At 40.1% G+C, this 23,914-nt stretch carries 14 protein-coding genes, 2 tRNA genes and 2 rRNA genes; 14 read left to right on the top strand and 4 right to left on the bottom strand.

Going from position 1 to position 23,914, the window contains the following annotated elements; all coding sequences use genetic code 11:
• Positions 1 to 30: 30 nt before the first annotated feature.
• Positions 31 to 1,296 (top strand): serine hydrolase domain-containing protein, encoded by a 1,266-nt coding sequence (locus AS4_RS12610; RefSeq protein ID WP_096734367.1) that lies wholly within the window; start codon positions 31 to 33, stop codon positions 1,294 to 1,296.
• A 116-nt stretch (positions 1,297 to 1,412) separates the two neighbouring features.
• Here AS4_RS12610 and AS4_RS12605 read toward each other — a convergent pair whose 3' ends face one another.
• Complete coding sequence (locus AS4_RS12605; RefSeq protein WP_096735524.1) at positions 1,413 to 2,000, bottom strand: TetR family transcriptional regulator; 588 nt, start codon at positions 1,998 to 2,000, stop codon at positions 1,413 to 1,415.
• A gap of 114 nt (positions 2,001 to 2,114) precedes the next feature.
• On the opposite strand from AS4_RS12605, the gene AS4_RS12600 reads away from it, so the two are divergent.
• From AS4_RS12600 to AS4_RS12580, 5 genes are all read left to right on the top strand, one after another.
• Positions 2,115 to 3,602, top strand: coding sequence for a SmvA family efflux MFS transporter (locus AS4_RS12600; protein WP_096734366.1), 1,488 nt, complete (start codon positions 2,115 to 2,117; stop codon positions 3,600 to 3,602).
• A gap of 324 nt (positions 3,603 to 3,926) precedes the next feature.
• On the top strand, positions 3,927 to 6,161 hold the full coding sequence (dnaX, locus tag AS4_RS12595) for a DNA polymerase III subunit gamma/tau (RefSeq protein WP_096734365.1): 2,235 nt from the start codon (positions 3,927 to 3,929) through the stop codon (positions 6,159 to 6,161).
• A gap of 793 nt (positions 6,162 to 6,954) precedes the next feature.
• Complete coding sequence (locus AS4_RS12590; RefSeq protein WP_096734364.1) at positions 6,955 to 7,692, top strand: hypothetical protein; 738 nt, start codon at positions 6,955 to 6,957, stop codon at positions 7,690 to 7,692.
• A 34-nt stretch (positions 7,693 to 7,726) separates the two neighbouring features.
• Complete coding sequence (mgtA, locus tag AS4_RS12585; RefSeq protein ID WP_096734363.1) at positions 7,727 to 10,474, top strand: magnesium-translocating P-type ATPase; 2,748 nt, start codon at positions 7,727 to 7,729, stop codon at positions 10,472 to 10,474.
• 12 nt (positions 10,475 to 10,486) lie between these two features.
• Complete coding sequence (locus AS4_RS12580) at positions 10,487 to 11,206, top strand: MgtC/SapB family protein (RefSeq protein ID WP_004719550.1); 720 nt, start codon at positions 10,487 to 10,489, stop codon at positions 11,204 to 11,206.
• A gap of 65 nt (positions 11,207 to 11,271) precedes the next feature.
• Here AS4_RS12580 and AS4_RS12575 read toward each other — a convergent pair whose 3' ends face one another.
• The 3 genes from AS4_RS12575 to AS4_RS12565 form a co-directional block, all read right to left on the bottom strand.
• The gene (locus AS4_RS12575; RefSeq protein WP_096734362.1) at positions 11,272 to 11,703 is read right to left on the bottom strand and encodes an acyl-CoA thioesterase; all 432 of its coding nucleotides are present in this window, start codon (positions 11,701 to 11,703) and stop codon (positions 11,272 to 11,274) included.
• A gap of 227 nt (positions 11,704 to 11,930) precedes the next feature.
• Positions 11,931 to 12,737, bottom strand: a complete 807-nt coding sequence (locus AS4_RS12570; RefSeq protein ID WP_004822265.1) for an OmpW/AlkL family protein — start codon at positions 12,735 to 12,737, stop codon at positions 11,931 to 11,933.
• Between the two features lie 628 nt (positions 12,738 to 13,365).
• The gene (locus AS4_RS12565) at positions 13,366 to 14,520 is read right to left on the bottom strand and encodes an iron-containing alcohol dehydrogenase (protein ID WP_004822263.1); all 1,155 of its coding nucleotides are present in this window, start codon (positions 14,518 to 14,520) and stop codon (positions 13,366 to 13,368) included.
• A gap of 120 nt (positions 14,521 to 14,640) precedes the next feature.
• Here AS4_RS12565 and AS4_RS12560 point away from each other — a divergent pair, with 120 nt between their 5' ends.
• From AS4_RS12560 to AS4_RS12525, 8 genes are all read left to right on the top strand, one after another.
• Entirely contained in the window at positions 14,641 to 15,144 is a 504-nt protein-coding gene (locus tag AS4_RS12560; RefSeq protein WP_004822261.1) for a low molecular weight protein-tyrosine-phosphatase, read from the top strand.
• 39 nt (positions 15,145 to 15,183) lie between these two features.
• Positions 15,184 to 16,212: a UDP-N-acetylmuramate dehydrogenase gene (gene murB / locus AS4_RS12555; protein WP_096734361.1), complete on the top strand. Its 1,029-nt coding sequence runs from the start codon at positions 15,184 to 15,186 to the stop codon at positions 16,210 to 16,212.
• A gap of 13 nt (positions 16,213 to 16,225) precedes the next feature.
• Entirely contained in the window at positions 16,226 to 17,374 is a 1,149-nt protein-coding gene (locus AS4_RS12550) for a YdcF family protein (RefSeq protein ID WP_056512837.1), read from the top strand.
• The gene (locus AS4_RS12545) at positions 17,374 to 18,405 is read left to right on the top strand and encodes an alpha/beta hydrolase (RefSeq protein WP_004719563.1); all 1,032 of its coding nucleotides are present in this window, start codon (positions 17,374 to 17,376) and stop codon (positions 18,403 to 18,405) included. Before AS4_RS12550 ends, AS4_RS12545 begins: the two co-directional genes overlap by 1 nt.
• A 413-nt stretch (positions 18,406 to 18,818) precedes the next feature.
• Positions 18,819 to 20,357: ribosomal RNA gene (locus AS4_RS12540) — 16S ribosomal RNA — on the top strand.
• A gap of 59 nt (positions 20,358 to 20,416) precedes the next feature.
• Positions 20,417 to 20,493: transfer RNA gene (locus AS4_RS12535), tRNA-Ile, on the top strand.
• A gap of 44 nt (positions 20,494 to 20,537) precedes the next feature.
• Positions 20,538 to 20,613 (top strand) — tRNA-Ala (locus AS4_RS12530).
• A gap of 337 nt (positions 20,614 to 20,950) precedes the next feature.
• A 23S ribosomal RNA gene (locus AS4_RS12525) occupies positions 20,951 to 23,841 on the top strand.
• Together the 16S and 23S rRNA genes with 2 tRNA genes alongside form the textbook arrangement of a ribosomal RNA operon.
• Positions 23,842 to 23,914 lie beyond the last annotated feature (73 nt).

The raw sequence follows: 23,914 nt of genomic DNA, 5'->3' as shown, positions 1-23,914 counted from the left end.
AAGTTATGATTAAAAAAATAGGATAGGGCAATGAGCAGTTTAACGGACATTATTTTTGCGAATACGAAAAATTATCAGGGCTATGTGGATGAGCGTTTTCAAGATCTCGCTGTTCAATTTAGTCGTTTGCAGGATGGTCGTAGCGAAAATGGTGGTGCTGCTTTAACTGTTTATTTTCAAAATGAAAAAGTTGTCGATATATATACGGGTAAAAAATCAAAAACTGAGCAATGGGATGAGCGAACCTTGTCGGTTTGTTATTCCACAGGGAAAGGTGTACTGGCAACACTCGCGCACATTTTGGTGAGTGAAGGTTTCTTAGACTACGATACGCCTATAGTCAATTTTTGGCCTGAATTTGCTCAAAATGGTAAAGAGAATATGACACTGCGTCATATTTTAAGTCATCAAAGTGGCTTATACGATATTCGCAATATTATTGCTGGTGCCGTTGAAATGGCAGATTGGCAGCATATGCTCAAGGTCATGGAGCAGGCCACACCTCGTTTTGCTGTAGGAACTGATATTGCATATCAGGCATTAACATTTGGCTGGTTGGTGGGTGGTGTTTTAGAGAAAGCAACGCAACAATCTTTAACACAGTTAATGCAGAAGTATTTGGTTGAACCCCTACACCTTGATGGTGCCTATTTTGGTGTGCCTGAATCTGAGTTAAATCGTGTGGCGCGTTTAATTCAAAAAGCAGCACCTGTACAAAAGGCAAAAACAAAATCCAGTAAGAGCAAAGCCAAGAAGCATCATAAAACGTCTTTTTCCGATAAATTGGTTGAATTAACTGGACAAAATCCGCAAGATTTTTTAGATGCTATGGTACCGAAAGGGATGCGTGATTTTAGTTTCTTTACTGACCAAGGGCTTCAAGCGATTATTCCAGCGGCCAATGGGGTATTTAGCGCCAATAGTCTTGCAAAAGTTTATGCCATGATGGCAAATAAAGGGGTTTGGGAAGGAAAAGTTTTCATTCGTCCTGAAATATTTGCTGAATTAAGTCAAATTCAATCGATTAAACGAGATCGCGTGATGCCAATTCCGATGAAATGGCGTTTAGGCTACCACCGTGTGATTAGTATGGGTAAACGTGCCAAGCAAGGCTTTGGTCACATTGGATATAACGGTTCTGGGGCGTGGTGTGACCCGCAACGAGGGCTTAGTTTTGCCTATACCCATAATTTTGCCATTGGTTCAATCACCGGTGATTATCGTCTTTGGGGACTGACCCAAGAAACATTGCGTTGCGCCGATGGTTTACTTAAAGGAAGTAAAGGCTGGTTCTAAATATTAAGATCAAAGAGATTGAAATTTTATAGAAGATCAGATGGCTGAGTCTTATTTTGCAAAAGAATTAAAAATAAGGACTTTAAACAGCAGTATATAGATTTATCAATATTTTCTTAGGCAAATAACTCCATTTTTAGGATGGTTTCGACATGGTGTTTAAACGAGTGTTGGTCTAGACCTTTTAAGCCAAGTTGATAGATTCCTTCTAAACCACAAACAAAAGCAATCAGCCGCCAAGCAATGTCTTGGCTGCTGCTGGCTGTAGCAATTTTAAATTCTTGTTGGCTGACGCCATGTTCAATCGCAGTAACCAAGGCTACATGCCATTGTTCCATCGTAATATTATAAGCTTTTTTAATTTCAGGATCTTGATCGATTAAAATCTCAGCTTCATTCCAAAGTCGTAAATAGGGTTGAGTTTGTTCAATATTTTCAAAGCCTAGCAAGAGAGATAAACGCTCAAAACTACTGTCGGTTTTAATTTGATCTTCTACTTCATTGAGTTGATCCATTAATTCAATAAAAACTTCGGCCTTTAAATGCGAACTTGATTCAAAGTGATGATGTACTTGTCCTGTTGAAACTTGTGCTTCTGCGGCAATACGGCGCACAGTTAATCCATTCAATCCATCTTGTAATGCAACACGCTTTGCTGCATCCAAAATCATAGTACGACGCTGTTCTCGGTTTAAATAGTTCATCACTTTTAATACAACAAAATTTACAAAACAAATATTAAACAAAGTTGGACGTTTGTTCAAGTCTGGTTATAATGACTCAACTTGAACAAGTGTCCAACTTTAATTAGGTGTGTTATGTACCGCAATTGGGTGATTTTGGCAATCATCGTTTTAATTTATTTACCGGTTTCAATTGATGCAACGGTTTTGCATGTTGCCATCCCAACATTGAGTGCTGCCTTATCACTATCCAGTAATGAAATGCTCTGGGTGATAGATATCTATTCACTGATCATGGCAGGCTTGATTTTACCCATGGGGGCATTGGGGGATCGTATTGGCTTTAAACGGCTGATGCTAATTGGTGCAGGTATTTTTGGTGTGGCTTCTCTCATGGCTGCTTTTGCGAGTTCAGCCTATATGTTGATTGCTGCCAGAGCATTTCTTGGTGTAGGCGCTGCCATTATTTTACCTGCAACCTTGGCAGGTGTTCGTAATACCTTCTTAGATGAAAAACAACGTAATTATGCTTTAGGTATTTGGGGAACTGTCGGTGGCGGTGGAGCGGCTTTTGGTCCACTTTTAGGTGGATTTATCTTGGAACATTTTTCATGGGGAACCGTGTTCCTGATTAATGTGCCAATTATTATTTTAGTCTTGGTCTTAACGACATGGCTGGTGCCGAAGCAAGCAGTACAAACCAAACAACCTTTAAATCTATTACAAGCGCTCATTTTGGTCACTGCTATCTTAATGCTGATTTATTCAATTAAGACCTCTATCTATGCGTTTAGCCTCGGGATGATTTTAATTTTTGTGCTTGGATTGGGATTGTTAGTGGGATTTATCCGCCATCAATTGAAAACAACCCAACCGATGATTGATTTTAGTCTGTTTAAGAATCCTGTGATTTCAACCAGTATTGTGATGGCAATGGTGGCAATGATTGCATTAGTTGGTTTTGAGCTACTCCTTTCACAGGAATTACAGTTTGTGTATGGATATAGCCCATTAGAAGCAGGTTTGTTTATTTTACCCTTTATGATAGCAATCAGTATTGGGGGACCCTTTACCAGTATTTTAATGAATCACTATGGTTTAAGACCTGTAGCAACTGTTGGGATGCTGATGTGCGCCTTATGTTTCTTCGGCTTAGCCATGACCAATTTTGACATAGATTATATTCAAGCTTGGGTGTGGATGGTGCTGATGGGGATCAGTGTTGAAATCGCGTTATTATCCTCCACAGCAGCTATTATGTCTGCTGTACCTCCACAAAAAGCAACGGCTGCTGGTGCAATCGAAGGTATGGCCTATGAGTTAGGGGCTGGTCTCGGGATTGCGATTTTTGGACTATTGTTGTCTATATTTTATGCGCATTCGATTATCTTGCCTGATCATTTACCGCTGAATATCGCAACTCAAGCAAGTTCCTCTATTGGTGAGGCATTATTACTGACCAAACAGTTAGAGCCTGCATTGATGCAACAAGTAAAGCAAGCTGCTTTTGAAGCGTTTATTCATTCACATAGTAAAGTCTTGGGCATTTCGGGTTTGATGTTCTTGGTTTTATCTGTATTTGTTTGGCGTGCTTTACCAGCAAAGAAACAGATTGCTGTGTAGAATATTGCGCATAATTTAAATTATGCGCTTATTTTTCACACTGAGATTTTACAGTGTGAATATAAGAGTTTGATATACAGATTGAAAACTTTAGCAAGCCAAATTGTCATTTATTTAACACTGCCACGGCAGTGTTTTTTCAAGTAAATTTGCTAGTGTATATTTTTAAATCTATTTAAGAGATAGATAAACTTTATGTTGTAGAGTACGGTGTCGAATTCGAAGAAATTGATCGAATTATCTCTAATAAAAAATAACTCTACAGTTCTTCATTCACTAATCAGCAAAAAAACAGTATCCTTAGACCTGTAACTAGGAGCTTCCATGTATCAGGTACTTGCACGTAAATATCGCCCACGTAACTTTAATGAATTGGTCGGACAGAATCACGTTTCACGTGCACTGACCAGTGCTTTAGATCGTGGACGTTTACACCATGCCTATTTATTTACTGGAACACGTGGGGTGGGGAAAACCACGATTGCTCGAATTTTAGCGAAATGTTTAAATTGTGAAACAGGGGTAACCTCTACACCTTGTGAAGTTTGTGCAACCTGTAAGGCGGTAAATGAAGGGCGCTTTATTGACCTTATTGAAATCGATGCGGCATCACGGACAAAAGTTGAAGACACACGTGAGTTGCTGGATAATGTACCTTATGCACCGACCCAAGGTCGATTTAAGGTATATTTGATCGATGAGGTACATATGCTGTCGACGCATTCCTTTAATGCGTTATTGAAAACATTAGAAGAACCGCCTGAACATGTAAAATTTTTATTTGCCACAACTGATCCACAAAAATTACCAATTACGGTGATTTCACGTTGCTTGCAATTTACATTACGTCCATTGGCTGTAGATGAAATTACCCATCACCTTACAGATATTTTAAATAAAGAAGAAATTTCATCAGAGCAAGATGCGATTTGGCAAATTGCTGAATCTGCCCAAGGTTCATTACGTGATGCATTGTCTTTAACTGACCAAGCAATTGCCTATGGTCAAGGTGCAATTCATCATCAAGATGTCAAAGAAATGCTGGGTTTGATTGATAGAACCATCATTTATGATTTGATCTTGGCAATTCATCAAAACCAAAATGCACGTGTCAGCCAATTATTACTACAATTTAGGCAACAGGCTTTAGATGTTTCATTGGTTTTAGATCAGTTTATTTCGACTTTGCATGAGTTGGCAATGTTGCAATATTTGCCTGATTTAAGCCTAAAATATAGTGCTGAAATTAATCAAAAAATTATGCAGTTATCAAAAATTGTCTCTGCACAAGATTTACAGCTTTATTATCAAATTGCCAGTAAAGGTAGAGCGGAGCTACAACTTGCAGTAACACAAGAGCAAGGTTTTGAAATGACAGTATTGCGTTTACTGGCATTTAGACCGATGCAAATCAATGAAATTGTAGTCTCTCAAGCTCAACAACCACAAAACAATCAGAATATCGATCAAGTTGCTATTTTACAGCAACCGCATCAAGCATCTGTTCAAACGGGGCTTGTGCAACAAGCACAGATTAAGCAAGCGCAAATTCAGCAAGAGCCAGCTCATCAACAGCAGGCTCAGCAAGTGCCTGTTGAAAAAAACAGTGAACAACAAAATGCTACTTTGAATATAAGTTCACAACCAGAAACTGACGCGCCATTAGCGGAGGTACAGCAAGCGCAGATTGAGGTCAATTCGCAGCGTGTAGTGAGTGATTTAGATCCAGCCTTTGACCAAGTTGAAGATCAGCAAACTCAACAGCAAAGTGTTGACCATGAATCGAGTAGTGATGACTATTTAGATGACTTTGCTGAGGAAGTACAACAAAGTGCTGTGGTCGAATCAACGGCTCATAATAATCAAGGTATTGAAGCACAGCAGCCAACTGTTCAAGAGAAAATAGACGTAGAAAATGCAGAACCAAGTTTAACCTTGTTTGGTGCTAAGTTAAGTCAACCGAAAAATACCACGTCTCCGTCTAGTCCAAATCAAGATGTATTCTTTTTAGCACCTGAAAATCAGGATCAAAATGTTGAAATTGATTTGGTTGAGCCTATTCATTCTCAAACAGATACTCCAGCTCAAGTTTCTAATATTATCCCTGAAATAGAACACGGATCTTTTTCTGAGGAACAAACGCCGCAACAGATACTTGCCTTAAAATTACAGGTCTTAGAAGGTGAGTGGACGGTTGATAAATGGGAGTATTGGTTTAGAAATAGCTCACTTTCTCCAGCTGTTCAAGAACTTGCACAGCATGGGTTAATGACAGGGGATGTGAATGGTCAATCTATTTTTCAAATTTCACAAAAATATGAAAAATTATTGAACCAAGCACAACATGACCTTGAGGCAAAATTAAAACAACAGTGGCCAAATACGCTATTTACAGTGCAATATGGTGAAGTTGAGTCGACCACACCTTATATGATGCAAAACGAGCGTAAGCTTCGAGCGTATGATCGTGCCAGTGAAATGCTTCAAAAAGAACCTTTGGTCAAAAGCTTAATTGAAGCATTGGATGGAAAGTTGGAAAATATTCAGCTTAAAGCTTAGGGTCTGTAGACATTTCATAAATGGCTTGCGTTGTAGTCTAAAATTGAGCAGGCAAGGCAGGAAACGAAGAGAATAGCGAGACTATTTTCGAGTTTCATAACGAAGGCTGAGATAATTTTAGCCACAACCCTTCGGGACTTGTGTGTTTTTTGCCGCTACGTTGTTACGAACTACTCATTTAGAATGACTAAATTTCGTATTTCGTGCCTAGTATCGCCTAAAAAACACACGTAGTCGCAAACGTAGACGAATTGTCAACAGACCCTAATTTTAGAAAACATCTAGATCAGATATCGTTTTAAACAAGCTCAATTTTACTGGAATTGGGCTTGTTTTTATTCCACTGTATTTTGCCGAAATTTAGACAATATTCACAATCCTTTTCTGCCTGTGCCAAGGTAAATCATTTTAAAATCTCATCAGGTTCTCAATTTATATAAGAATTTTAATTCAAATTATGATGATCAATCTTGCATTTATGGGCGTTGTTATGCTGAAAATCACTTGTTTTAAATATTTTTATGGTTATAATTGCGGCAACTTTAATTAGCGGAGACCCTAAGTGGCAAATTGTTCATCGAGGCGCTGTAGTTTATATACAGCCATTATTCGTATCTGAGCAAGAGAGCACTGCCTTTAGGAGAGCTGTCTTGCAATGAGACAGTTATAATCTGATTTTAAACTACATCCCCATTTTGATGTGAAACAGCTCAATTTTGACTTTAATCAGTTCAATTTTGGCTTGTTTTTGTGCGCACTTAGATTCATACCGCCTCAGCAATGAGGATTACGGATGGTAATCAATCAATTTTGTATGATAGAAACAGTACTGATTACGGGCTGCTTTTTATTACTTATTATTCATAAATCAGCATATGCCGATCCTGTATTAATCACAGATGATGCAAGTGTTGCTGATCTATATACTTGCCATTTTGAAAGTAATATAAACTTTTATAAACATCAGGAGGTTAATTCCAGTTTTTCTCCAGTATGTGGCATTGCCAAAAATTTGGAATTAAGTTTTCAACTGGATGATCATGTTCAAAATAAGAATCGTCATGATGTGATATCAGGTCAATTCAAACGTAATTTGAAAGCAGTGGAGTCAAATAGTTGGGGCGCTGCCGCATCCTTAACAATAAGCCGAAATATGTATGGTGATGACCACTCGAGTTGGAAAGTGAATCTCCCCGTAACTTATTTATTACTGGATGATCGGTTATTTTTAAATGGCAACATCTCCTATGTACATCAGGGCAATACTCAGTATGTTTTAGCTGCAATTTCAAGCAATTATTGGATCAATGCTAAAACTTCGCTCAGTGCAGAAATCTTTAATCAAGATCATCAGTCTGTATTTTTTCAAACCGCATTTGGTTATGAGTTGATTCAAGATTTTGTCAGGGTCCAAGTGGCTTATGCAGATCGATTTGACCACCATCATGATCGCTGGTTTGGGTTGGGAACTGAGTTTCTCACCAATTTTAAACTCATAAAAAAATCATCTAATTCAATTCCTGTTCAATAGGAAGAAATTTTTATTGCCAAAAAAGGAGAACATTATGCTTCATAATCTATGGCAACGTTTATTTTCTAATTTCATCAAAAAATATCATATTCAACACTTATTTGAACGTCATCGTTCATTTAAAGAATTACATCAAGCCAGTTATGCCAGTGAAATTAGTAAAAAGCTTTCACAAAGTTTGATCAATGCTTCCTATGTAGCTTCAGAGCAATTGCTTAATCATTTAAATACAACAGAGCAAGGCTTGTCAGCAAAGCAGGTTGAACAACGACAAGAACAATTTGGATTAAATGAGCTTGCGCATGAAAAACCACTGCCGTGGTGGAAGCATCTTTGGTATGCCTATCGTAATCCATTTAATATTTTACTTACCATTTTGGCTTTGGTGGCTTTCTTTACCGACGATATAGAAGGCACAATCATTATTACAACCATGGTTGTACTTTCTACGGTACTGCGCTATTGGCAAGAATTTAAGTCAAATAAGGCAGCCGCTGCATTAAAAGCAATGGTGAGTAATACAGCTACTGTGATTCGTCAAGTAGATTGGGATGATCCAGACCTTGAAACCATGCAATACGACCTAGATCAAGGATCTCAACAGGTTGAGCTTGCGATCCAAGATTTGGTCCCTGGTGACATCATTTTATTGTCTGCTGGAGATATGATCCCTGCGGATTGTCGAATTATCTTTGCAAAAGATCTGTTTGTTTCACAAGCGTCGATGACAGGTGAATCTATTCCTGTAGAAAAGTTTGCTGATCAAAAAGATCACACCCTGCAAAATGCATTGGAACTGGAAAATATTGTTTTTATGGGAACCAATATTGTGTCTGGTTCTGCAAAAGCGGTGGTGGTGAATACTGGGACACAAACCTATTTTGGGGCATTAGCACACCGAGTATCCCATGCAGATCGTGCAACGACCTCATTTCAAATGGGGGTAAATAAAGTCAGTTGGTTATTGATTCGATTTATGTTGATCATGGCGCCAGTTGTATTATTTATCAATGGCTTTACCAAAGGCGATTGGAGTGAAGCATTGCTGTTTGCTTTATCTGTAGCTGTGGGTTTAACACCTGAAATGTTACCGATGATCGTGACCTCAACATTGGCCAAAGGTGCAGTATTTTTATCTCGTAAAAAAGTTATCGTTAAACGTTTAGATGCGATTCAAAATTTTGGTGCAATGGATGTTTTATGTACAGATAAAACAGGTACCTTGACTGAGGATAAAATTTGTTTATCACAACATGTCGATGTAAATGGCAAGACATCACAACGTGTACTGGTACAGGCTTACTTAAATAGCTATTACCAAAGAGGGCTGAAAAATTTACTGGATGCTGCAATTTTGGACCATGCTGCACAAGACTTACAGGATCTAAATTTTAAATTTAAGAAGCTTGATGAAGTACCGTTTGATTTTGTGCGTCGACGTATGTCAGTAGTAGTCAGAACCTTGCAGGGTAATGCACGCATTATCACTAAAGGTGCGGCAGAGGAAATGCTGAAAGTCTGTTCGCACGTAGAGATAAATGACAAGATTGAGCTATTAACACCAGACCATCTTGAGGCGATTCAAGAAAAAATACGCCAATTTAATCTTGAAGGTTTACGTGTTATTGCCATCGCGTATCGAGATTTTAGTGGTAGATCAGATGACTTTTCTGTCGCAGATGAAAGTAATTTGATTTTAACTGGATATCTGACTTTCTTGGATCCACCTAAAAAGTCTGCCGCACCTGCTTTAGCTCAATTGGCAGCGCATGGCGTCAATGTCAAAGTGCTTACCGGGGATAATGAGTTTGTTACGCAAAAGGTCTGCAAAGAACTTGGTCTGGACTGTGAACATGTTCTTTTAGGTGGGCATGTTGAGAATATGACTGATGAAGAACTAAAATTTGCCGTTGAATATACACAGGTATTTGCCAAGTTAAGTCCTGTTCACAAAGAACGTATTGTGATGCAGCTGAAAGAGAATGGACATGTGGTTGGATTCCTAGGCGATGGAATCAATGATGCGGCTGCGATACGCAGTGCTGATATTGGAATTTCGGTTGATACAGCAGTGGATATAGCCAAAGAGTCAGCAGATTTAATTTTACTTGAAAAAAGTTTAATGGTGCTTGAAGAAGGTGTGCTAGAGGGACGACGTACATTTGCCAATATGCTGAAATATATCAAAATGACGGCAAGTTCAAATTTTGGTAATGTTTTTTCGGTATTAGTAGCTAGTGCTTTTATTCCGTTTTTACCAATGCTACCGATTCATTTGCTGGTACAGAATTTACTTTATGATGTATCACAAATCGCCATTCCATTTGACAATGTTGATGATGAGTTGATTGAAAAACCGCAAAGCTGGAAACCAAATGAAATTGGCCGTTTTATGATTTTCTTTGGGCCACTCAGTTCGATCTTTGACATTTTGACCTTTGCTCTCATGTGGTTTGTATTTCATGCAAATTCACCAGAACAGCAAACCTTGTTTCAGTCAGGTTGGTTTGTCGTAGGATTATTAACACAAACGATTATTGTGCATATGATTCGTACAGAAAAAATACCATTTATTCAAAGTCGTGCAGCAATGCCTTTGATGGTCATGACCTTGGTCATTGTGGCTGCTGGTATTTTCTTACCAATGGGGCCTTTTGCTGAGTACTTAAAATTACAAGCTTTACCATTAACTTATTTCTTATTTTTACCTTTCATCTTGCTTGGCTACATGCTGGTTGTGCAACTGATGAAAAAAATTTACATCCGTCGTTACGGGTGGTAATGGAGAACTCCAATGCAACTCCAATTCATGCAACATCTAGAATTAGCGAATATGCTAGATACCTTGATTAGTTTACTTGGCGCTTTTATTTTAGGGGGATTGATCGGGTTTGAGCGACAGTATAGACAGCGTACAGCAGGTTTAAGAACCAATGTATTAGTCGCACTTGGCGCTGCTATATTTGTTGATATTGCCAATAACTTAACAGGTGCTGATGGTTCAGTACGGGTGATTGCTTATGTGGTTTCTGGCATTGGATTTCTTGGCGCAGGGGTAATCATGCGCCAAGAAGGGAATATTCAAGGACTCAATACTGCTGCAACCTTGTGGTGTTCTGCTGCTGTCGGTGCTGCGGCCGGTTGTGACCGTTTGGTGGAAGCAATATTAGCGACGATATTTATTTTGGCAGCCAATACTTTATTACGTCCTATTGGGCATATTATCGACCGTAAACCTTTAAATGTTGATTCGGAAATGCAACATGAAATTTATGTGGTTTGTCAAAAAGAGCACAGTAAATATGTTATGGATGAGCTGAATAAAGCTTTAAAGCGTTATCATTTTCCTGCTAAAGATTTTGATGTAGAACCGTTTGGTGAGCAAGATGTGGAAATTAAGGCGATTTTGATTGCGAACTCCGTTGAGGAAAAAGAAATTCAGCCGATTATTGAAATGTTAAATCAAATGCCTGAAGTGAGTCAGGCTTTTTGGGATCAAAATACCTTGGCTTAAAATGATGTTTGATTTTTATGCTATCGGTTTTAAGCTATTTTGAGCGTCGATTTTTAGCTTTAGCCTTAAAGCATATAGTCTTGCAAAGCATCTCGCATTTTTTGTGGAATCGGGGTGCTTTTCTTTGTCTCACGCTCAACAAATACATGCACAAATTGACCTTGTGCTGAAGCTTCAGTTTTACCCTGTTTGAAAATAGCCAGATCATAGCTCAGTGATGAATTACCAATTTTTGCAATGGCGACCCCAACCTCAATAATTTCTGGATAGGTGAGTTCTTCGAGAAAATGACATGAAGAATTTACCACCAAGCCAATGATGGGTGAATGGTGTATATCAAAGTCTGTTTTTTGGATCAGGAGCGCATTTGCCGCGGTATCAAAATAACTATAATAAGTCACATTATTCACATGACCATAAATATCGTTGTCTGCCCAACGTGTTTGGATAGGGAAGATAAAGGGATATTGGGTAAGTAATTTTATTTCTGGTTTCATTTGGATTATTCATTCAAATAGATAAAAAATTAACAGCGCTTTTTCGTGATCAATCACCAAGTCAATGCTTTTCAAGATTTTATAAACAAGTAACTTTATAGATGAATTTTGCACTTGTTTACAAGTGTTTTAGTTAAACATTTATAATCAAGTGTATGCCATAAAAAAGCTCATTAAGTCTAACCTAATGAGCTTTTGCAATTTAGAACTGATTCAGTCCAAATTGATTAGAAACGATAACCAAGACCTAAATAAGTCACGATTGGTTTAATCTCAATGCTGCTTTGGCCTGAAATTAAAGTGGTTTGTCCAGCTGGCGTTGTACCATTAACATTTAATTTTGCTTTTGTTGTTAAATGCGCATATGAAACAGAAGCAGTTGCATACCAATTTTTGTTGATATTGAAATCTGCGCCAAGGATTGCAACAGGTGCAAACGCGTCATCCACTTTAACTTTACCTAGTTCTGGATTGTATCGACCAAGTAAAGGATTGGCTTTTAATGCATCATTGATTGCTGAATCAGTCTCAACATTTGAGAAATGAGCATACATCAAGCCTGCACCTACATAAGGACGGATCTTGTTGTTGATTGAACCAAAGTGATAACGACCAGAAAGCGTTGGTGTATAAGCATCTGTAGTTGCAGCTTTATCAAATTTATTTAGATCAACGACAGTAACACCATGAACTTTAATGCTACCTTTACCAGCAAGCTCCATTTCAGGAGGAGCGCCTAAAGTTAATTCAAGCGAAACATTGTCATTGACAAAATAATCAAGCATTAAGCCTGCTGTATCTGCATTTTGTACTTCAAAGCCTGCATCTGGGTTATTGGCTTGTATATTCGCCAATGGACCTAAATAAGGACTATTACCAGTTTTACCATTTACGCCTTGTCCTTTACTTTGAGGCATAACATGTAACCAACCAGCAGAAACACCAAAAGTTTTACCATCTGAAGTTGCTGCGTGAGAAACGTTGCTTAATCCAAATGCTGCTAATGGCAGAATTGCTAATGTAAGTTTTTTCATAGAATCATTTTCCAATACTAGTTGTCTTAATTTTCCGATTAAGATCTGTCGCGATTTTAGAGTAATTATTTTAAAAATTAAATAAAAATTAAATAAAAACTAATTACTAGCTAGTCATAAAATAAACGTTTAATGGGTTAATGGTTTGATAATTAATCATTTTTAAATAAAATCTTTAAAAAAACTTTAAGTTCGATTGATTAAAAAATATAACAAAACGAGGCAATAAGATGGTTTTTTCATATTTTGAGAATAATCAAGTTTAATTTTAATGCTGTATTTTTACAAGATTATAAATTTTGTTCAAAATTTAGGTCGATTTGATCTAATGCAGGCCGCATATTTCAAACACAAATTATAGGTCATATGATAGATATTTTGATACTTTTAAATAAAACACTCAGCGAGTATGTCTCAATTGTACTTCATGTTTATTCAAGATTTTTCATGAATCAAAAAATGATCATGTCGAGTGAGTCATATTGGTATTGAAAGTGCCTTCTCCCATTGGAAGAAGGCTAGGATGAGGGCGCTTTTATGTTGATTTATGCTTTTAAAAAGGACTTATGAAAGAAGTCTATTTAAAAGCGCATTCAATAAATCAGTGCACTATTAATGTTGATAAATTTTAATAAATCGCCTGATAAATTTTTAATGCATCTGCGTGGAGTAGAGGCCTTGGATTATTTTGTAAAAGACGGGTTTGCAGCATTGCATCGGATGCCAATCTATCCAGTTGCTGCTCGTGTACATTTAAATCGCGTAATTTCAAAGTCAAACCACTATGATCTAAGTGTCTCTGCATATGATCAATAAATAAGTCACATAAGCCTTCTGTACTGCCTTTACTATAAGGATCAAGCCATTGCATTAACTCTGCATAAAGTGCTTTTGCATCAGGCGCATTGAATTTTAACACTTCCAATAAAACCAAAGCGTTAGTATGCCCATGTGATAAATGAAAATGACCACCTAAGGGGTATGCTAAAGCGTGTACAGCACCTACAGGAGCGTTGGCAAAAGCCTGCCCTGCAAGCATAGAGCCAACCAGCATATTTTGACGAGCTGCTAAATTTGTACCATCCGCCAAGACCAATTTTAAATTTTTATTTAAAAGTTTAAGGGCTTGTTTAGCAAGCATGTCTGCATAAAAATTCTTTTTAATTTTAGAGGTATAGGCTTCAATAGCATGCACCATCGCATCTATGCCTGTTGCTGCTGTGATATGTGCAGGTAGCCCTGAGGTAAATGTTGCATCTAGAATTGCCACATCGGCATATAAAATGGGGGAAACGATACCTGTTTTGGTGGTTTCACCTGTAGTGACAATTGAAATGGGGGTGACTTCAGAGCCTGTGCCCGCTGTTGTTGGAATAAGAATTAAAGGAAGGCGAGGGCCTTTGACATTATTGACCCCATAGATTTCCTGAATACTTTGTGATTGCTTTGGATTTGCCAATATCGCGATGAGCTTAGCAACATCCATAGAGCTACCACCACCAAAGCCAATGACCACATCTACTTGATTGTCTTTGGCGAATTGAACTGCCGATAAAACAATCTGCTCTGCTGGGTCTGCCTGTACATCGGCATAAATTTCATAGTCTAAATTGCATTGCGCTAAAATTTTTAATAGCGGCAAATGCAGTGCGTGTTGAATCATGCCTGCATCTGTCACGATTAATGCTTTGTGGTATTGATTGCCTAATACTGTGCTGAGTTCTTGGATTGATCCTAAACCTGAAATAATATTGGCTACAGTTTGGAATTGAAAATGACTCATATGTATTATCCTTAATCTATCATCACAAATTAAACATTATTGTTTTAAGGTTCTATAGGATTCGCCTGCTAAATAACTTAACATAAGACTTTATAAAAGAAATGATCATTTGAGGTTGTTATGTCATCCAAAATGCCATACAAAGTTTTATGTGTGTGCTTAGGAAATATTTGTCGCTCACCCACAGCAGAGGTGGTTTTACGACACTATTGTGATGAAAAACGATTAAATGTAGTTGTGGATTCCGCTGGAACGAGCAATTATCATCCAAATAAATCACCCGATAGTCGCAGTCAAAAACATGCAATAAAAAGAGGCTATGATCTTTCTGGATTACGTGCTAGACAATTAAAAATACAAGACTTTTTAGAGTTTGATTTGATTCTTGCCATGGATCATCAGAATTTTGCGGATATACAGCATGTGTATAACCAAGCCAGCAGCCAATTTGGTCTTGCTCAAATCAAAGCTAAAATTGCTTTAATGAGTGAGCACGATCGCGTTTATCCACAACAGGCGCTTCCAGATCCTTATTATGGTGAAGCTGATGGATTTGAACGTGTGCTTGATCAGTGTGAATCAAGCAGTTTGGCTTGGGTACATGTGTTTCAACAACAGTTTTAATGCAAGTGATTGAAATATTTTAGGAAATGAATTTAAGTTATGAATATTGAATCACAGGTTCAGCTCAAACCCTTTAATACATTGAGTTTGAACTCGATTGCATCACATTATGTCAAAATACAATCTATCGTAGATCTTCAACAAGCGTTGCAGTTTTCTAAAGCACACGATTTAAACGTTTTACTGCTTTCAGGGGGCAGCAATATGATGCTGCCTGAGCATATTCATGCGCTTGTAGTTGCTATAGATATACAAGGTATTGAATTTTTAAGTGAAGATGCCGAAAGTAAAACAATCAAAGTGGGTGCAGGGCAAGTTTGGCATGACTTTGTATTGTGGACGACAACGCAACAGCTTTATGGTTTACAGAACTTGGCTTTGATTCCGGGCTTAGTCGGTGCATCGCCTGTGCAAAATATTGGCGCGTATGGTGTTGAAGTTGGTGAATTTATTCAATCTGTAGAAGTATACGATCGTCAATCAGCACAGACACTTTCAATTCAAGCACAAGATTGCCATTTTTCTTATCGACACAGTATTTTTAAGGATGACCCAGATCGTTATGTGATTACCCATGTGATTTTTAAATTACTTAAACATGCTGATTTAAAAGTAAATTATGGGGATTTAAAAGATGCAATGATGGATGATATGAGTGCTGAAAACTTACAAAAGCAAGTGATTCATATTCGTCAAAGTAAACTTCCAGACCCAAAAGAATATCCAAACGTGGGAAGTTTCTTTAAAAATCCGATTATTAAGCAACAAGAGTTTTCACAATTAATTGCAAAATTCCCTAATATTCCACATTATCCTCAAGCAGGGAATCACGTTAAAATTGCAGCGGGTTGGTTGATTGATCAATCAGGTTGGAAAGGTAAACAGCTTAATCAAGTGGGAATGTTTCATAAACAAGCTTTGGTATTGGTGAATTATGCCGATGCAACATTGACAGATGTACGCGCAACATATCAGGCAGTACAAAAAGATGTTTTTGAGAAGTTTGGTGTGCACTTAGAGCCTGAACCTGTGCTTTATAATGAACTAGGGTTAATCAAAAACCATTAAATTGAGTAAATATATGGTCAAACCGCATTGGATGGTCAGATTTCTACGAATAATTGCCATATTATTTGTATTATTCGGCTGTTTGGTCGTTTTTTGGTACACGCCGTTTTATTCGACAATGATGGTTAAAATCCTGAATAGTATTGTTCCAGTTGAAGTGAATCAGGTGGCAGCAAAGAGCCAACAAAATGCCGCACTTTCTGAGGCTGAAAACTTAGAACCTGGTTCTGACTTATGGATTGCTCGACAAGCCTATCTTAAGTTGATGGATGAAGCGATTAAGAGTAAAAATGCTCAGGATTTAATGCTACTTCAGTTACGATATAAAGCCTTGCAGGAAAAAATTGCTGAAGATCAAAAAAATGATGATGAAGAACAAAACAAACCGGTAATTCCATTGGTGTCTGAACATGCTGCATCAGAGGTTGTTGAGAATCAATCGAACGATGTGGTTAAAAACTTATTGGATTTAAATAGTGAAGACAATAAGGCTTTAATGGATGAATATTTAACATTCTTAAAAAAACATAAAATTGATGAAAAATTACTTCAAGAAAATTCACACACATTGGCAAATGAATTGTCAAGTTCACAAGTACAAGAAGATCTTGAAAGTTTGCCTACCAAAACCAGTGAACAACCGAAGCCAATCAGTCAACCTTATGCAATTGTAGTCTTGGGCGGTGGTTTAACTTTAGATAAAAATCAAAAAGACATTATTGTGAATGACTATACCAAACTAAGACTTGAAACAACCTTAGCCTTAGAAGAGAAAGTTAAACTTCCTATTGTGCTGAGTGGTGTAGAAGCACCCTATATGCAAAAATGGTTATCTGAGCGCGGTGTACAAGCAAAACTATTAGAAAATAGAAGCATGAACACCTGTGAAAATACACGCTTCAGCTCATTGCTTTTACAGAAGAAAGGTGGTGCACCTACAGTCTTATTAATTACCGATCGTTACCATATGCCAAGAACGCGTCGTTTATTTGCATTAAATGGGATCGAAACAATTCCTGTCAATGCACCCATGCCAACTCAATTAACAGCATGGCAGCCTAGCAAACAAAATTATGATCATAGTCGTAGAGCCAATTATGAAACTTTAGCAACAATCCGAGATATGTTGTTTGGTTCGAGTGGCTGTAGAGAGGTGCCTTAATGGCAGATATTCCATTTTTAAATCCAACAATTCTAAAGCAACTTGACTTACCTATACCAAGTCGAGATACAACACCACAACTATTAGAAGCCTTAAACTTAAATCGTGAATATATTCCAAATAAAGAAATAAAATCTTATCAACGTCTTTATGGCTTTGATCAACTAGACTGTGTGCAATGGCAAGGTTTTATTGATATGCCGTTGTTTAAACTGCATGTGCAAGTATTTAAACCCAATATAGATAAAATAAAAGGCACTGTGTGTTTGTTGCATGGCTATTTAGAACATAGTGGTATTTACCAACCGATTGTGAAAGAAATTCTTGAACAAGGGTTTAGTGTGATTACTTATGATTTACCAGGGCATGGGCTGAGTAATGGTTCGCCTGCAAATATTCAAAACTTTGATCATTACCAACAAGTGTTACATGCGGTCTATCAATATGTAAAAAATGCAGAGCAGCTTCCTAAGCCGTGGTTGGGAGTGGGACAAAGTACAGGTGGTGCAATTTGGATGCATCACTTACTTGAGTATGCACAAAAACGTGAAAATCCAATTGTGGATCGGGTGTTACTGCTTTCACCATTGGTACGACCTGCAAAAACAGCGTGGTGGCATAATTCTATTGGTCTAGGAATTATTCGCAGAATTAAAAGAGAAGTTCCTCGTCACTTTAAAAGAAATAATCACAATCCTGAGTTTTTAAGATTTGTACGCCTTAAAGACCCTTTACAACCTCGAATGATGGGAATGGATTGGATTTTGGCAATGTCTAAGTGGATGTTAGAAATGGAAGCCTATCCAAAGTGCCGCATTCCGGTTTGGTTAGCACAAGGTGCACAAGACCAAACTGTAGACTGGAAATATAATATTGATTTTGTACGTCGACAATTTAGATTACAGACCTTATTGATTCTTGAAGAAGGCTCGCATCAATTGATTAATGAGCGTGCTGATATACGTGCAGCTTTAACTGGATTAATTCCTGCGTTTTTACATGCGCAATCTTCTGGTGACTATTTTGAATAATAGATGTAGCTTACTTTTAGGCTGAATTTCTCAAAAATGCCTAAAAAATAGGTGAATTATGCGGTTTTTTGAATATTTAGATTAAAAAATAATCACACGATGCATTTTGTTGAAAATAGGGCTTGCGCTGGTTTAAAATCTGTATAGAATACGCAGCATCCCGACGCGATACAGCAAACGAACTTAGCTTAGAGGGTTAAGTTGTTAAATGTTTATTGCGTCTTATTTATCACTGACGAAGTGATAAATTAATCATTAAGAGAATATGAAGAACAACTTGTGTGGATTTTTACTGATTGATTAATCGAAATATTATCATTGATTGATTGGTTTAAATTACTCGAAGTTTATTTGAGAGAATTTGTCAGTACATTGATGAGCCAGAATTGTGACCTTAAGTCACTAATGATTTTTAACTGAAGAGTTTGATCATGGCTCAGATTGAACGCTGGCGGCAGGCTTAACACATGCAAGTCGAGCGGGGAAGGTTGCTTCGGTAACTGACCTAGCGGCGGACGGGTGAGTAATACTTAGGAATCTGCCTATTAATGGGGGACAACATCTCGAAAGGGATGCTAATACCGCATACGCCCTACGGGGGAAAGCAGGGGATCACTTGTGACCTTGCGTTAATAGATGAGCCTAAGTCGGATTAGCTAGTTGGTGGGGTAAAGGCCTACCAAGGCGACGATCTGTAGCGGGTCTGAGAGGATGATCCGCCACACTGGGACTGAGACACGGCCCAGACTCCTACGGGAGGCAGCAGTGGGGAATATTGGACAATGGGGGGAACCCTGATCCAGCCATGCCGCGTGTGTGAAGAAGGCCTTATGGTTGTAAAGCACTTTAAGCGAGGAGGAGGCTCTCTTGGTTAATACCCAAGATGAGTGGACGTTACTCGCAGAATAAGCACCGGCTAACTCTGTGCCAGCAGCCGCGGTAATACAGAGGGTGCGAGCGTTAATCGGATTTACTGGGCGTAAAGCGTGCGTAGGCGGCTTTTTAAGTCGGATGTGAAATCCCCGAGCTTAACTTGGGAATTGCATTCGATACTGGGAAGCTAGAGTATGGGAGAGGATGGTAGAATTCCAGGTGTAGCGGTGAAATGCGTAGAGATCTGGAGGAATACCGATGGCGAAGGCAGCCATCTGGCCTAATACTGACGCTGAGGTACGAAAGCATGGGGAGCAAACAGGATTAGATACCCTGGTAGTCCATGCCGTAAACGATGTCTACTAGCCGTTGGGGCCTTTGAGGCTTTAGTGGCGCAGCTAACGCGATAAGTAGACCGCCTGGGGAGTACGGTCGCAAGACTAAAACTCAAATGAATTGACGGGGGCCCGCACAAGCGGTGGAGCATGTGGTTTAATTCGATGCAACGCGAAGAACCTTACCTGGTCTTGACATAGTAAGAACTTTCCAGAGATGGATTGGTGCCTTCGGGAACTTACATACAGGTGCTGCATGGCTGTCGTCAGCTCGTGTCGTGAGATGTTGGGTTAAGTCCCGCAACGAGCGCAACCCTTTTCCTTATTTGCCAGCACTTCGGGTGGGAACTTTAAGGATACTGCCAGTGACAAACTGGAGGAAGGCGGGGACGACGTCAAGTCATCATGGCCCTTACGACCAGGGCTACACACGTGCTACAATGGTCGGTACAAAGGGTTGCTACCTAGCGATAGGATGCTAATCTCAAAAAGCCGATCGTAGTCCGGATTGGAGTCTGCAACTCGACTCCATGAAGTCGGAATCGCTAGTAATCGCGGATCAGAATGCCGCGGTGAATACGTTCCCGGGCCTTGTACACACCGCCCGTCACACCATGGGAGTTTGTTGCACCAGAAGTAGGTAGTCTAACCGTAAGGAGGACGCTTACCACGGTGTGGCCGATGACTGGGGTGAAGTCGTAACAAGGTAGCCGTAGGGGAACCTGCGGCTGGATCACCTCCTTAACGAAAGATTGACGATTGGTAAGAATCCACAACAAGTTGTTCTTCATTGATGTATCTGAGGGTCTGTAGCTCAGTTGGTTAGAGCACACGCTTGATAAGCGTGGGGTCACAAGTTCAAGTCTTGTCAGACCCACCAAGTCTACTGAACACAGAAGAGCAGATATATTAAGATCTTAAGCTGGGGACTTAGCTTAGTTGGTAGAGCGCCTGCTTTGCACGCAGGAGGTCAACGGTTCGACTCCGTTAGTCTCCACCACTATATAAAGACTAAGTGATTACAGAACTTAGTAAGCAGATAGCTTATTAAGTTCTGTGATTTATCACAGTTAACTACTCGCTGACGAGGCGGTAGTGAATCATTAACAGAATATATTTGAGTTGAAATAATTGTTTAAACTCGTTTTAGTTGATGTTAGCAAGTAATTGTTAATATTGAATGAAATGAGCACTAGCGATAAAACTGAATCAAGCGTTTTGGTATATGAATTAAATTGAAGCTGTATGGTGATTAAGTTCACAGGCAACAAATAGAAGTGATTAAGTTCACATTGTTGATCCTCCTTGTAGGGATTAACGACTGTTTGGGGTTGTATAGTCAAGTAATTAAGTGCATGTGGTGGATGCCTTGGCAGTCAGAGGCGATGAAAGACGTAATAGCCTGCGATAAGCTTCGGGGAGGCGGCAAATATCCTGTGATCCGGAGATTTCTGAATGGGGAAACCCACTTACCATAAGGTAGGTATCGCATGATGAATACATAGTCATGCGAGGCGAACGAGGGGAAGTGAAACATCTCAGTACCCTTAGGAAAAGAAATCAATTGAGATTCCCTCAGTAGCGGCGAGCGAACGGGGATCAGCCCATTAAGTTATATGTGTTTTAGCGGAAAGCTCTGGGAAGTGCTACCGTAGAGGGTGATAGTCCCGTACACGAAAGGGCACATATAATGATGACGAGTAGGGCGAGGCACGTGAAACCTTGTCTGAATATGGGGGGACCATCCTCCAAGGCTAAATACTCCTGACTGACCGATAGTGAACCAGTACCGTGAGGGAAAGGCGAAAAGAACCCCTGTGAGGGGAGTGAAATAGATCCTGAAACCGCATGCATACAAGCAGTGGGAGCCAACTTGTTTGGTGACTGCGTACCTTTTGTATAATGGGTCAGCGACTTATATTCAGTAGCAAGGTTAACCGCATAGGGGAGCCGTAGAGAAATCGAGTCTTAATAGGGCGTTTAGTTGCTGGGTATAGACCCGAAACCGGGTGATCTATCCATGAGCAGGTTGAAGGTTGGGTAACACTAACTGGAGGACCGAACCCACTGTCGTTGAAAAGCCAGGGGATGACTTGTGGATAGGGGTGAAAGGCTAATCAAACTCGGTGATAGCTGGTTCTCCCCGAAAGCTATTTAGGTAGCGCCTCGGACGAATACCATAGGGGGTAGAGCACTGTTTCGGCTAGGGGGTCATCCCGACTTACCAAACCGATGCAAACTCCGAATACCTATGAGTACTATCCGGGAGACAGACTGCGGGTGCTAACGTCCGTAGTCAAGAGGAAAACAATCCAGACCGCCAGCTAAGGCCCCCAAATTATAGTTAAGTGGGAAACGATGTGGGAAGGCATAGACAGCTAGGAGGTTGGCTTAGAAGCAGCCACCCTTTAAAGAAAGCGTAATAGCTCACTAGTCGAGTCGGCCTGCGCGGAAGATGTAACGGGGCTAAAACTATATGCCGAAGCTGCGGATGTATACTATGTATACGTGGTAGGGGAGCGTTCTGTAAGCCGATGAAGGTGTATTGAGAAGTATGCTGGAGGTATCAGAAGTGCGAATGCTGACGTGAGTAACGACAAAACGGGTGAAAAACCCGTTCGCTGAAAGACCAAGGGTTCCAGTCCAACGTTAATCGGGGCTGGGTGAGTCGACCCCTAAGGCGAGGCCGAGAGGCGTAGTCGATGGGAAATTGGTTAATATTCCAATACTTCTGTGTAATGCGATGAGAGGACGGAGAAAGTTAAGTCAGCCTGGCGTTGGTTGTCCAGGTGAAAGGCAGTAGGCATGCATCTTAGGCAAATCCGGGGTGCTCTATGCTGAGAGCTGATAGCAAGCTAGTTTACTAGCGAAGTGGCTGATACTATGCTTCCAGGAAAAGTCTCTAAGCTTCAGTTACACAGGAATCGTACCCTAAACCGACACAGGTGGTCAGGTCGAGTAGACCAAAGCGCTTGAGAGAACTCTGCTGAAGGAACTAGGCAAAATGGTACCGTAACTTCGGGAGAAGGTACGCTGCTGACGGTGATAGGACTTGCTCCTTGAGCTATTGGCAGCCACAGAAACCAGGCCCCTGCAACTGTTTATTAAAAACATAGCACTCTGCAAACACGAAAGTGGACGTATAGGGTGTGATGCCTGCCCGGTGCTGGAAGGTTAATTGATGGGGTTAGCGTAAGCGAAGCTCTTGATCGAAGCCCCAGTAAACGGCGGCCGTAACTATAACGGTCCTAAGGTAGCGAAATTCCTTGTCGGGTAAGTTCCGACCTGCACGAATGGCATAATGATGGGGGCGCTGTCTCCAGCAGAGGCTCAGTGAAATCGAAATCGCCGTGAAGATGCGGTGTACCCGCGGCTAGACGGAAAGACCCCGTGAACCTTTACTGCAGCTTGACATTGAACTTTGATCTTACTTGTGTAGGATAGGTGGGAGGCTTTGAAGTAGTGACGCCAGTTGCTATGGAGCCATCCTTGAAATACCACCCTGGTAATATTGAGGTTCTAACTCTGTCCCGTTATCCGGGACGAGGACCATGTCTGGTGGGTAGTTTGACTGGGGCGGTCTCCTCCTAAAGAGTAACGGAGGAGTACGAAGGTGCGCTCAGCGTGGTCGGAAATCACGCGTAGAGTATAAAGGCAAAAGCGCGCTTAACTGCGAGACCCACAAGTCGAGCAGGTACGAAAGTAGGTCTTAGTGATCCGGTGGTTCTGTATGGAAGGGCCATCGCTCAACGGATAAAAGGTACTCTGGGGATAACAGGCTGATACCGCCCAAGAGTTCATATCGACGGCGGTGTTTGGCACCTCGATGTCGGCTCATCTCATCCTGGGGCTGAAGCAGGTCCCAAGGGTATGGCTGTTCGCCATTTAAAGAGGTACGCGAGCTGGGTTTAGAACGTCGTGAGACAGTTCGGTCCCTATCTACCGTGGGCGTTGGAAATTTGAGAGGATCTGCTCCTAGTACGAGAGGACCAGAGTGGACGAACCTCTGGTGTACCGGTTGTGACGCCAGTCGCATCGCCGGGTAGCTATGTTCGGAAGGGATAACCGCTGAAAGCATCTAAGCGGGAAGCCTACCTCAAGATAAGATTTCCCTAGGACTTTATGTCCTCTAAAGAGCCGTTGAAGACTACGACGTTGATAGGTTGGATGTGGAAGTGCGGTGACGCATGAAGCTGACCAATACTAATTGCTCGTGAGGCTTGACTATACAACACCCAAGCAGTTGTATACGAAGCATCATTTGATTCATAAAAGATCAAACATACTTGATTTAGTTGTAA

This window comes from Acinetobacter guillouiae (assembly GCF_002370525.2).
Classification (GTDB): Bacteria; Pseudomonadota; Gammaproteobacteria; order Pseudomonadales; family Moraxellaceae; genus Acinetobacter; species Acinetobacter guillouiae.
This window is presented reverse-complemented; position numbering and strand designations above follow the sequence as displayed.